This is a genomic window from Clostridium sp. (genome assembly GCF_036639235.1).
GTDB lineage: Bacteria > Bacillota > Clostridia > Clostridiales > Caloramatoraceae > Clostridium_AB.
The window spans coordinates 19,749-31,194 of sequence record NZ_JAVWJB010000009.1 but is presented as its reverse complement, the minus strand read 5'-3'; the positions used below and the strand labels follow the sequence as shown (position 1 = coordinate 31,194).

The following is an 11,446-nucleotide window of genomic DNA, read 5'->3' as shown; positions in this document are numbered from 1 at the left end:
AATTTCCTGAGCCCTATTTTCATATTCCTTAATTATCTCATTACCCTTTTCACGGGCCTCTTTCTCAATAGCTTTATATATACTGTCTATATCAACCTCTGGTTTTACTACATCAGTACTTTTTTCTTCAATTTCCTTTGAATATATTGTCTCTAATATAGGAGGTGAGATTAGCTTTTTATCGCTAATCTCCTTACCTCTAATTACATTACTATACAATGATGGCATCTTCTCCACCTCTTGAAATTACTATTTCTCCAGTATCGTCTAGTCTTCTAACTATTGATACAATAGATTGTTGTGCTTTTTCTACATCTATTAATCTTACAGGCCCTAGGAACTCAATGTCCTCCTTAAGGGTCTGTGCAGCTCTTTTCGACATATTCTTGTAAATAATGCTTGCAACTTCCTCTGAAGATCCCTTAAGAGCAAGTGCAAGTTCTCTAACATCAACCTCACGTAAAATTCTTTGGATTGATGCATTTCCAAGGGTAATAACATCTTCAAATACAAACATAGATTCTCTGATTTTTTCAGCAAGTTCTGGCTCATCACGATCAAGTTCTTCAATAATTGATTTTTCAGTACCCCTATCAACTCCATTTAGAATATCAACAAGTGACTGTATACCTCCAATTACTGTTGCCTCTGATCTTATAACACCTGATAACTTCTTCTCAAGTACCCTCTCTACTTCCTCAATTACTATAGGAGAAGTATTACTCATAGTTGCTACTCTTTTTGCAACCTCTGCTTGAAGCTCATCTGAAAGACCTGACAGTATTTGTGCTGCTCTTTCAGACTGAAGGTGGCAAAGTATAAGTGCTATTGTTTGTGGATGCTCATTTTGTATAACATTTAAAAGCTGATTAGCATCTGCCTTTCTCGCAATTGCAAAGGGTCTATACTGCTGAGTAACCTCTGAAACCTTTTCTATTATTTCTAGTGCCCTTTGACTTCCAAGAGCCTTGCTTAACAGGTTCTTAGCATAGTCGAATCCACCTTCGATAATAAAGTCCTTAGCTTTATTTAAATCAACAAACTCTCTTAAAACTTCTTCTTTTAATTCTCTTTTTATTTTAGGCATATTAGCTATTTCAAATGTTATCTTTTGTATTTCAGCCTCTGGTAGACTTTTTATTATAGGAGCTGATGCATCTGGTCCTAAAGTTACAAAAAGAATAGCTGCCTTCTGTACCCCAGTTAACTTAGTAGTTGTAGCCATCTCATCACCTCTCATCCTCTGATAACCAAGTTTTAATTATATCAACAACCTGTTCAGGCTTTTTAGCTGCATAACTTCTAATTTCTTTTTCAAGATTCATCTTGTATTCATCTTCATTTTCATCAAGTACAGGTGAGTATTCTGAAGGTGCAAGTGGTGATGTTCCATCTGCCATATCAATATTTCCTCCTGTAAGAAGTTCTTCATCCTCATCTTGATACTTTTTCTTTCTCCAGATAAGTAGAGCTACTATGCTTCCTACTACTAGAGCTAGTCCAACTGCAATTAATAAAATATTTCTTATAAGTTCCTTTTTAGCTTCTTCCTGCTCAAGAGCCTTCTTTGCAGCTTCCTCAGCTCTCTTAGCATCTTCATCAAATACCATAGAATCAACGTTTATAACATCACGTCTATTAACTGAATCATATCCTACCGCTGCAGCTACCATATTCCTAACCGATGCTTTTTGTGCCTCTGATAAATTCCCATCAATCATAACTGATGCTGTAAGTCTTCTAACCTCACCTGGAGCCTTTACAACTATTTCCTCGGTTGTACCTGCTTCATTATTAGTAATAGTTTCAGTTCTTTCTGATGTACTTGACCCATTACTTCCATTTGAATTAGGGTAGGTAACTCCAGTATTAGTATCAACTCCTGGTGTTGTAGCACCATTTCCATTATCCTTAGCAGTCTCTTTATATTCTTTAACGCTTATAGGAATTACATTGTCTTTATCATATGTTATAGCTGTGACCTTTTTAGAGTCAAAATCAAGATCTGCATTCATATTAACTCTAACCTTTCCTTGACCAAACATTGACTCTAAACTTTCCATAACTTCTTTTTCTAGTGACTTTTCAAAATATTTTTCCTGTTCATACTGTTTACTAGTCGCAACAGTTCCATTTTCATTTTCATCAAATAAACCATCTGACAAAAGATTCATTTTACTATCAACCACTTCTACATTTTCCTGTGGAATATTCTTTGTACTTCCTGTAACTAAAGCTATAATTGCTTTTACCTTTTCTTCTTTAAGCTTTCCACTACCTGTTAGGGTTAAAGTTACAGAAGCACTTCCCTTTTCAGTGTCTTTAGTAAACACTGTTTCCTCTGGAAGATTGATTAGGACCTTAGCCTTTTCTACTTCCTCAAATGTAGCAATAGATCTTTCAAGTTCCCCTTGAAGTGCTCTTTGGTACTTAACACTTGCTTCCTTATCCGTCATACCAATTGCACTTTGATCAAATAATTCAAATCCAGTTCCTGAAGACACCGTACCATCTGATAATGATGACATTCTAAGTTCATCTACCTTCTCATTAGGAACTAATATAGCATTTCCTTCGATTTTGTATGGAATCTTATCTGTCTTTAGTTTCTCAACAACCTTATTCGAATCCGCAACCTCTAAGTTTGAAAAAAGTGTAGCATATTCTGTTCGTGTAGCATAAACTACTCCAATTATTAACGATGCAATTAGCAATGCCCCAATAGATACTGAAGTAATTTTTTTAATTTTAGACCATGCCTTCCACTTCTCAAACTTATCTTTGAAAAATTCGAGAAATCTGTTCATATATAGTACTCCTTTAGTTGCTTAAATTTTAAAATTGCATTCTATTTATTTCTTGATATGCCTCGACAATTTTATTTCTTATTTGGACTGTTAACTCAAGAGAGAGTCTAGCCTCCTCAGCAGCTACTAAAACTTCATGAACATTATCGACTTGTCCAAGGATTGCTTTTTGAGTTAAATCATCCGACTTTATCATCTTGTCGTTAACCTTATTTAGTGCATCTTTGACAAAATCTCCAAAACCTTTAGTATTTTCGATATTTTCAGTCTTATTATTCTGCAGTTTATTTATTTGGGAATCGAATAGTGTCCCTATTCCATCAACTCTCATTTAAATTTACCTACCTTCCAATTTCTAATGACTTCATAAACATTTGCTTATTAGTGTTTAAAGCTGTAACGTTTGCCTCATATCCCCTTGATGCGGTAATTAGATCTACCATTTCATTTAAAGGATTAACATTTGGCATAGTAACATATCCATCTGCCCCTGCATCTGCATGGGTCGGATTATATACTCTTTTAAGAGGTGTTGATTTATCCTCCTGTATAGATGATACCTTAACACCCATGCTTTTTTTGTCTTTTACTGTCGAAAAGCTTCTTGTAAGATTTTCCTCAAAGCTTACTGTTTTTCTAACATAAGGTCCCCCATTTTTAGTTCTTGTTGTTTCTATGTTTGCAATATTATTAGATATTACATCCATTCTCATTCTTTCAGCAGTAAGTCCTGTTGAACTTATTGTAAGTGAATCAAATAACCCCATTTTTATTTTCTCCCTTCACTTATTACGTGACGCTTAGATGAAATTTTACCGTTTAATCTAGATACTAAAAAATTATAGTACATATTATTAGAGGCTAAATCTACCATTTCTTTCTCTATATCTACATTATTCCCATCAGGTCTCAAACTTGTCTTTTCGTCTTTAACAACTGTATACCCATTTAGAGAATTACTTTCGTCTGGTATATGTTTTCTATTTGTTAGTTTCATACTAATACTATCTCCGCTTAAAGCACTTGCCAGGTTCTCTTCAAACTTAACGCTAGATACTTTAAATTTAGGAGTGTTAACATTTGATATATTATTTGATATTACCTGTCCCCTTGCAGCACTAGCATCAACTGCACCTTTTATCAGATCATAGGTAATTGAGTCGATTGTACCAGCCATATTTTTCTCCTTTATTATATTTTTTAATTTTTTTTAAAATATAATTAATTATCTCATTAAAATTATTTTATACTATTTTAAACCAAAAATAAAGCATAAATATATATTTTTACTTATTTTTATATTTTTTAACTTTTAATATAATAATTTATTATATTTACATAAAACTTAATCTATACACTTATTTTAACTCTTTTACCACTGTAATTTCTACACAAAATAAAAAAAACCTTCAAAAACATGTAAAAACTATACTTTTTAAGTTGTTTTTACAGTTTTGAAAGCTTTTTTATAATTTATGGCTTTAATTTCTTATAAGCTTCATTAAAAGTTTCTCTAATTTCTATACAGAATTCTAATACCTCTTCTGCTATTTCTTTATCTTTTTTTATATTAGCTTCTACAGCTCTTCTATATATATAGTCATAAAGTAAATTTAATGACCTTCCAATTTCTCCACCCTTGTTAAGGTCAAGTGTTGACTTAAGCTCTAGTAAAATACTTTGTGCCTTTTTAAAATTTTCGTTAGACTTTTTAATATTTTCTTCTTCAAGTCCAGAAATACCTTGCTTCATAAATTTAACAAGTCCATCTAAAAGCATTAATAGCAACTTCTCCTTTGAAGCAGTATTTACACTATTACTTTGATATGCGTTTAATGCATTAGTATTATTCATTAACTTCACCTCTAAATTTTTAAGTCAATTATTTTACCTGTATCCCTTTTAATTGATAATAACAAATCATAAAGGTTGTCAATTACCTCTTCTAAAATCAGGTTATAATCCTTATCAAGGACTCTTATTAAAATTCTATCTTTTTCAATTATATACTCAAACTTTAAATCTAGTTTATTAAATATTAGTACTAATTCCCTGCCATGTATTTCTTGCTTATCTTTACTAAATCCTCTTTTGTTATCTTTTTTACTATTATTAGGCCTTTGAGACTCTGTTCCCTTTTTAACAGTTTGTATAGCTTTCTGCTGCATAACTTTTACTATATTAGGGTCAGAATAATCAAGGGTAAAAAGATTTATAGCCAACAGGTATCCTCCTATATCTTTTTATCTATAAATAGTCCTGCCATTTCGCAAATTTTTGCAATCATATCTACTAACTTTTCTGGAGGAAGTTCTCTTATAACTTCTCCAGTATCTGATTGTATGATTTTTATCATTACATCATGTGTTTTCTCATGTATTTCAAATTTTAGGTGCGTCTTGTCACTATTAATCATTTTGTTAGCTTTAACAATTTTATTTTCTAAATCTTTCTTATCCGTTTTTACAACTTCTCCAATCTCTTCTTTAATAGTAGCTACATTTTTCTCAAAATGCTTCGTATCAAAAGAAGGATTACAAGATACTGATGAAATTTCCACCTTTACACCTCCGTATATATAGAGGCTATACGGGGTAATTCCCCCCTATAGCTAGTATTTTTTACTTAAAAAAACAGGATCAATTGGATTAAAATTCATATACTTATTACTTATTATTCTTTGCTTTGAAATGTTATTCATCTCTTTTTTATTAGTCTCTATTTCCCCTTTTGTAGAGTCTAAATTACTACTTAAAAGAACTCCCATTTTTTCATCTTCATCTATTAAACCTATTTCATCAACTATTGACTTAAATTCTTCCTTTGTAAAAGCTAATTTATTTATTTCTTCTTTAATATTTTCTCTACTCTCAATTAAGCTATCTAGCTTATCTAGATGCTCCTCTATATCAGCTTCAAGTAAGCTATTAATACTTTGTGTTATATTAAGATATTCTCTTAAATACTTCTTAAGTAAGTCCACCTATTACATACCACCTATCTGTTGTTGAAGCCATGATGTTTGAGAATTATAGTTATTCATCATTGTTTCAAGTCTAGAAAACTTAGCATAAAGCCTCTTTTCCTTATCTCCCATCTTACGAACAAGCTCTCTTAGCATATCATCCTTAGATTTAACCCTATCCGCAATTGAGTTTTTAAAGTCGGAGCTATCACCTTTAATACCTGCTATTTCTATAAGGCTACCTTTTTTACCGTTAGTATTTCTTGTAACTCTTATAGAATCCTCAACAATATCATTTAACCTTTGGAAAATTCCTACATTATCTCTTCTATTTGCATTACCTGCATATCCCTTATCCTTATCATAGGGAGTTGCTGCATTATCCTTAGTGAAAAGTGCTGCAACATCATCTGGTTTTTCCATTAAAGCCTGTCTAAGCTTTCCTTCATCTATCTCTATTTTTCCTCTTTGTGTATAGTCACTTGATGTTGAAAGTCCTATATCCTTAAGTGATATATTAACTCCACTTACAGGTGCGAAGAATGCTTGTCTCATTTCTGAAAGCATTTTTTCAAGTGAAGGATCACTTTTAATAATTCCTTCCTTACACTTTTCTTCCCAATTTTTAATTTCTTCCTCTGACATATCCTTTTTCTGTTCTTCTGTTAAAGGCTTATATGTGTATTGCTTCTTTTGATATATCTTAGAAGCTATACTATCTATCATGTCATTATAGTCCTTAACAAACCCCTTAATATTGTCCATTGCCTTATCAACATCAGACTCTATGTTAAATACTATCTTTTTAGATGGATCCATTCCCTTAATATCGAATGTTAGTCCATCTATTGTAAATATATTCTTTTCATTCACTATAGTACTTTTAGTACCATCTGGTAATGTTATTGATACCTCAGCATTTTTACCACCAGTTATACCAACTAAATTTGAATAACCTATATTCGCAAGATCAGCTGATGTTCCTGACATGCTAAATGCAGTTTTAGATGTTAAAACCATCTTACCATCAACAACTTCAGCAGTAACACCTGTTCCATTTAATGCTCCTGCAGCTTCATTTAATGATGCTGCATATACATTTATATCCACTCCATCAAAGGCTGGTAATGTTACAGCTTTACCATTAATACTAACCTGCGTAATATTATTACTTGGGGTAATTCCTAAATCGTATCTTGTAGAAGTTTTTGTCCCCGTACTTGTAACCTCAGTTTCAGCACCTGAAACAAGTCCTAGCTTTTTAAGATCATCGTTACTCCCAACTACCTTAAAAGAAGGTTTACCTTCAGTATTAATAAATGATAATTTTCCTGTTGTTTCATTATAGCTTGCAGTTATACCAGTATTCTCTAGTGGACCACCTGGTTTAGTAAGATCCGCCATACCACTAAGTGTTGTAGTGTTTGGAATTTCTTTCAAGCTTCCATCAGCTAGCTGCACTTTAATAGGTCCCGTAATACCAAGATCGGCTAAGGTATTAGCTCCCGTAGCCAAATTCCCATTAATCTTAAGTACACCGCTTGAAAGAGAATGTGTTAAAACATCCTTAGCTGTTGAGTTAATTGTTCCATTCGCACCACCTGTCATCTTAAGGGCGCCAATAGCACCACCTGATATTGATAACTTTTGGTTTACCCCTGTGTCAACAGTTTCTATAGCTATCTTACCTGAAATCTCACTAAAGTTTGCTGACACTTTACCCTTAAGGGCTGGATCTGAATTAATTTTCTTAACTAAATCACCAACTGTTGTGTTAGCATCAACATTAATTGTAACCTCTGCATTATTCCCATACTTAATGTTAAGCTTACCATCTCCAACATCACCAATTTCACTAAGCTTTGTAGTATTACTAACTTTACCACCTGTTAACGTAGTTAACGTTGACTCAGCCTTTGCACCTGTAGCATTTTGATTAACTGTTACCTCATATCTACCTGGCTTTGCAGTATTAGTTGGCTTAATATTAACAAGTCCGTAGCTATCTCCAACTACCTTACTAGTCAAACTTGAGAAAAAATCTGGACTAAGTGCAAAACTTCCCTTATTAAGTACATCAAAATACTTTGATTTGAATTTATTTATGTTTCCAATTACATCTCTATATATTTCCTGCTTCCATTGAAGGACCTGCTTTTCTCCCTTTACCTTGTCTACCTTTTCCTGGTCCTTCATAAGCATCTGCTTTATAACAGAATCTGTATCAAGACCAGTTGCAAGTCCACCTATTCTCATAACCATAATAATCTACTCCTTTGAAAGTATTATTGAATCAAGGTTTTTAATTGATTCTATATTTTCCTCTTCAATTTCCTTTAAAAGTTCTCTTCTGACTATTTTCATGTCCTTAGGTGCATTTATAGATAGTTTTACATATCCTCCTGCAATCTCCTCAACATTAATTTCAATATTATCACCTATTATTAATGATTCACCTATTTTTCTTTTTAGTACAAGCATTCTATTTTCTCTCTTATACTATATTTATTGGTGTTCATTACAATCTGTGCAGATTCTCTATTTTTAATGTTTACTATTATAGGTGCTAATAGATTTGCTGAAATAATATTTTCTCTTACAGTAACTATATTTAAAACTAATACATCATTTTGAGTTTCGATTCCAAGTCTTTTTACATCTATATCATCAAGATCAATTTCATAATCCTCGAAATAATCCCAAGGTGAAACTAGAATTAAACATAACTCTTCCTTATCTAGTGATTGAAGACATTTAAACTTTTTATCTTCAACATCTATAATTGCATATTCCTTATATGAGTCAAACCCAGGTATACCTTCTTTAAACTTTAATAAAAGGTTATCTTCTATTTCTACTTCTCCAAAAAACTTTGTTTTTATTATCATATCAATCTTCCTATCTTAAAAAATCTAGTATACTTGGCTGCATTACCATTGCACCAACATTTAAGGAAGCCTGGAACACAGATTCCATAACCTTAGCTTCCATATACTTTTCTGCTACGTCTATATCATATGTTTTAGAAAGAAGTGTCGTCATATTAAATGTTTCTGATTCATTTTTAGCATGCATATCCTCAAGTCTATTTTGCCTAGCCCCTGATGCACCTCTAATAGTAGTAATATTTTCTATATTCTCATCAAGTTTCCCAAGTAAGGCACTTGTGTCTCCACCGTTTTCAATTGAGTTAATTAACTCATCTATTGTTGAAAAAATACCTACATTATCAACAAATGGATTTGGAGGTGTTGGTGGATTCGGGGTATTACTTGTATACTTATCCTTAAAAAGTTCTGAACCAGCTATACCTATATCAAGGCTAACTCCTGGCGCAAGCTCCTTATCAAGACCTGCATTGGAACCTTTATAAACAACCTTACCATTATTAGGGTTTGCCGCATTAGTAGGGTCATTAAATATTTCAAATGGTTTTTCTGTGGTTTTCTGACCTGAGAATACGTATCTACCATCATATGATGTATTACCTATTTCAACTAGCTGCTCCTTAAGCTGTTGAAGCTGAGTTGATATTGCCTTTTTATCTGCATCACTTAAAGCTCCATCATTTGATGCTTGTACAGTTAATTCTCGAACCTTGTGAAGTACATCATTCATCTGACCAAGTGCCATTTCCTGAGTATCTGTCCATCCTCTAGCCTCTTCAATGTTTTGCTTATATCTCTCATTAGCTGCAATCGATGACTTAAGCTCCATTGTTCTCGTTACAACAAACGGGTCATCAGATGGTCTTGATACCTTATGTCCTGTTGAAAGCTGCATCTGAAGCTTTCCCATTGCCTGCTGGTTTCTACTTAAGTTATGAAGATAGTTATTAATCATAACCCTATTAGTTACTCTCATATTATCACCATCCCTATCTAATTAATCCGTTAACTACTAAGTCTAATAGTTCATCAACTACATTAATCATCTTAGCATTTGCCTGATATCCTCTTTGGAATTGAAGCATATCTATCATTTCCTCATCCATAGATACCCCTGAAACTGACTGCTTTTGTATATCAAGTTGAAGAATTAGATTCTTTTGATTTTCTACAACTCTCTTCGCTTCCTGCCCACTTGTTCCAAGTTGTGCAATCATTCCCTTATAGTAAGTGTCAATTGTATCACCCTTATTACTTTGAATAAAATCATCTGTAGCAAGATTACCTGTAGTTACATCATAAGCATCACCATATGCCTGTTTAATAAAATCTTCCTGTGTTCTGATTTTATCAAGATCAAGTCTCATATTACGAAGTTCTGCAATTCTCTTAGCTCTTGCACTATCACCTGATAAGGGATCTACCATAGTACCTCCTGCATTAATCTTACTTGGATCATTGACCAAAGACTCGTTAACTTTTAAAGATTTTGCAGGATGATCTGATCCTATAACATCATCAAAGAAATTGATGAAAGGTTCAGTTCCTGTTTCCTTACCATCTGTATGTATAGCATTAATAGCAATTGCAATTGTTCTTGACATATTGTTAAGCTGATTTTTATAATCTGCTATTTCAAGTTTTTGATCTTCAAGTCCCTTAATAGCTCCATTCGTAAAGTCAAATGATTCCGCATCTTGTATAGCTTTATCTTTATCTAAAGTACTACTGTTATATAGTAGATTACCATTTTTAATAGAATCTATTCTAACCTTATCACCTTCAACCTCAACATTAAAATATTTCTTAAGGTCATTAACATCATTAATTACAATATTTTTTGATGATGGTCTATTAAGATCTCCATCTATATAAACCTTAAGTTCCATATTTATTGGGAAGGTTCCAGCAGCTTTAGAATCTATTGATAATGGAAAGTCAGCCTTATCAAATTTTACATCCTTTCCATCCTTATCCTTCATAGTAAAGTTAACATCATCAATACTTGCAATACCATTAATTACCCTACCATCTGTCACTAGATACTTTTCATTACCTGACCCATCTGTTGTAATAATTCTTACACTATTATGATCTCCATGCTCAATCTTAAAGTTAATATTTTCTGATAGTTTATCTAGTAAAACATCTCGTCTATCCATTAAGTCATTTGGCATTTGACCACTAATAGTAACCTTCTTAATCTGGTCATTAACATCTGCTATTTGTTTAAGCAGAGAATTAACTTCATATATATGATCCCTTTGAAGCTGCGCAAGTTCCTTTTCAAGCTCCTCAAGTTGATTATAAGTTTGTCTAAAACTATCTGCCAAAGCATTTGCATTACTAATTACTAACTTTCTACTAGATGCATTTTCAGGATGAGTAGCAAGACCTTGCCATGCATCCCAAAATTTTGTCAAAGTATTAGAAAGTCCTGTATCTCCTGGCTCATTTATAATACCTTCAATAGAATTAAGAAATTGATCCTTAGCTCCATACTTATAAAGGCTTGATGTTTCACGCCTAATTGAGCTATCTATAAATTGGTCTCTAGCTCTTGTAATCTCTGATATCTCAACTCCTGTTCCAAGTTGACCTGCTCCAACTGGTGAGTTAAGCCCTGGCATTGGATACGGCTGAGTTGTACTATGAACCGCCCTTTGTTTAGAATAACCATAAGTATTAAGATTTGATACATTATGCGAAACTACATGTAATGATGTTTGCTGTGCAGACATACCTCGCTTTGCAATATTAAATGTATAAAATAATCCGCTCATTTA

General features: G+C 32.8%; 15 protein-coding genes. All 15 read right to left on the bottom strand.

Features of this window, described 5'->3' with window-relative positions:
• A partial coding sequence (locus RR539_RS04185) for a hypothetical protein (RefSeq protein WP_332474917.1) occupies nucleotides 1-228 on the bottom strand: 228 nt, incomplete at its 3' end.
• On the bottom strand, nucleotides 212-1,225 hold the full coding sequence (gene fliG / locus RR539_RS04180; RefSeq protein WP_332474918.1) for a flagellar motor switch protein FliG: 1,014 nt from the start codon (nucleotides 1,223-1,225) through the stop codon (nucleotides 212-214). The genes fliG and RR539_RS04185, both read right to left, overlap by 17 nt.
• A gap of 4 nt (nucleotides 1,226-1,229) precedes the next feature.
• Nucleotides 1,230-2,807, bottom strand: a complete 1,578-nt coding sequence (gene fliF / locus RR539_RS04175; RefSeq protein WP_332474919.1) for a flagellar basal-body MS-ring/collar protein FliF — start codon at nucleotides 2,805-2,807, stop codon at nucleotides 1,230-1,232.
• A gap of 28 nt (nucleotides 2,808-2,835) precedes the next feature.
• Nucleotides 2,836-3,138, bottom strand: coding sequence for a flagellar hook-basal body complex protein FliE (fliE, locus tag RR539_RS04170; RefSeq protein ID WP_332473720.1), 303 nt, complete (start codon nucleotides 3,136-3,138; stop codon nucleotides 2,836-2,838).
• Between the two features lie 10 nt (nucleotides 3,139-3,148).
• A complete protein-coding gene (gene flgC / locus RR539_RS04165; protein WP_332473721.1) occupies nucleotides 3,149-3,574 on the bottom strand; it encodes a flagellar basal body rod protein FlgC in 426 nt (141 codons plus the stop codon).
• A gap of 2 nt (nucleotides 3,575-3,576) precedes the next feature.
• The gene (flgB, locus tag RR539_RS04160) at nucleotides 3,577-3,984 is read right to left on the bottom strand and encodes a flagellar basal body rod protein FlgB (RefSeq protein WP_332473722.1); all 408 of its coding nucleotides are present in this window, start codon (nucleotides 3,982-3,984) and stop codon (nucleotides 3,577-3,579) included.
• Nucleotides 3,985-4,280: 296 nt separating this feature from the next.
• On the bottom strand, nucleotides 4,281-4,661 hold the full coding sequence (gene fliS, locus RR539_RS04155; RefSeq protein WP_332473723.1) for a flagellar export chaperone FliS: 381 nt from the start codon (nucleotides 4,659-4,661) through the stop codon (nucleotides 4,281-4,283).
• 11 nt (nucleotides 4,662-4,672) lie between these two features.
• Nucleotides 4,673-5,029: a hypothetical protein gene (locus tag RR539_RS04150; RefSeq protein WP_332500223.1), complete on the bottom strand. Its 357-nt coding sequence runs from the start codon at nucleotides 5,027-5,029 to the stop codon at nucleotides 4,673-4,675.
• Nucleotides 5,030-5,040: 11 nt separating this feature from the next.
• Nucleotides 5,041-5,367 (bottom strand): flagellar protein FlaG, encoded by a 327-nt coding sequence (locus RR539_RS04145; protein ID WP_332473725.1) that lies wholly within the window; start codon nucleotides 5,365-5,367, stop codon nucleotides 5,041-5,043.
• Nucleotides 5,368-5,418: 51 nt separating this feature from the next.
• On the bottom strand, nucleotides 5,419-5,790 hold the full coding sequence (locus RR539_RS04140; protein WP_332483459.1) for a hypothetical protein: 372 nt from the start codon (nucleotides 5,788-5,790) through the stop codon (nucleotides 5,419-5,421).
• A gap of 3 nt (nucleotides 5,791-5,793) precedes the next feature.
• Nucleotides 5,794-8,034: a flagellar filament capping protein FliD gene (gene fliD / locus RR539_RS04135; RefSeq protein ID WP_332483458.1), complete on the bottom strand. Its 2,241-nt coding sequence runs from the start codon at nucleotides 8,032-8,034 to the stop codon at nucleotides 5,794-5,796.
• Nucleotides 8,035-8,040: 6 nt separating this feature from the next.
• The gene (locus RR539_RS04130; RefSeq protein ID WP_332473728.1) at nucleotides 8,041-8,253 is read right to left on the bottom strand and encodes a carbon storage regulator; all 213 of its coding nucleotides are present in this window, start codon (nucleotides 8,251-8,253) and stop codon (nucleotides 8,041-8,043) included.
• Entirely contained in the window at nucleotides 8,241-8,660 is a 420-nt protein-coding gene (gene fliW / locus RR539_RS04125) for a flagellar assembly protein FliW (RefSeq protein ID WP_332473729.1), read from the bottom strand. The genes RR539_RS04130 and fliW overlap by 13 nt, the downstream gene beginning before the upstream one ends.
• A gap of 10 nt (nucleotides 8,661-8,670) precedes the next feature.
• On the bottom strand, nucleotides 8,671-9,636 hold the full coding sequence (gene flgL, locus RR539_RS04120; RefSeq protein WP_332473730.1) for a flagellar hook-associated protein FlgL: 966 nt from the start codon (nucleotides 9,634-9,636) through the stop codon (nucleotides 8,671-8,673).
• A gap of 13 nt (nucleotides 9,637-9,649) precedes the next feature.
• The gene (gene flgK, locus RR539_RS04115) at nucleotides 9,650-11,443 is read right to left on the bottom strand and encodes a flagellar hook-associated protein FlgK (RefSeq protein WP_332473731.1); all 1,794 of its coding nucleotides are present in this window, start codon (nucleotides 11,441-11,443) and stop codon (nucleotides 9,650-9,652) included.
• Nucleotides 11,444-11,446 lie beyond the last annotated feature (3 nt).

Excerpts from the sequence above, each read along its gene's own strand:
- fliG (WP_332474918.1), bottom strand. The coding sequence starts at position 1,225 with ATGGCTACAACTACTAAGTTAACTGGGGTACAGAAGGCAGCTATTCTT.
- fliF (WP_332474919.1), bottom strand. The coding sequence starts at position 2,807 with ATGAACAGATTTCTCGAATTTTTCAAAGATAAGTTTGAGAAGTGGAAG.
- fliE (WP_332473720.1), bottom strand. The coding sequence starts at position 3,138 with ATGAGAGTTGATGGAATAGGGACACTATTCGATTCCCAAATAAATAAA.
- flgC (WP_332473721.1), bottom strand. The coding sequence starts at position 3,574 with ATGGGGTTATTTGATTCACTTACAATAAGTTCAACAGGACTTACTGCT.
- flgB (WP_332473722.1), bottom strand. The coding sequence starts at position 3,984 with ATGGCTGGTACAATCGACTCAATTACCTATGATCTGATAAAAGGTGCA.
- fliS (WP_332473723.1), bottom strand. The coding sequence starts at position 4,661 with ATGAATAATACTAATGCATTAAACGCATATCAAAGTAATAGTGTAAAT.
- fliD (WP_332483458.1), bottom strand. The coding sequence starts at position 8,034 with ATGGTTATGAGAATAGGTGGACTTGCAACTGGTCTTGATACAGATTCT.
- RR539_RS04130 (WP_332473728.1), bottom strand. The coding sequence starts at position 8,253 with ATGCTTGTACTAAAAAGAAAAATAGGTGAATCATTAATAATAGGTGAT.
- fliW (WP_332473729.1), bottom strand. The coding sequence starts at position 8,660 with ATGATAATAAAAACAAAGTTTTTTGGAGAAGTAGAAATAGAAGATAAC.
- flgL (WP_332473730.1), bottom strand. The coding sequence starts at position 9,636 with ATGAGAGTAACTAATAGGGTTATGATTAATAACTATCTTCATAACTTA.
- flgK (WP_332473731.1), bottom strand. The coding sequence starts at position 11,443 with ATGAGCGGATTATTTTATACATTTAATATTGCAAAGCGAGGTATGTCT.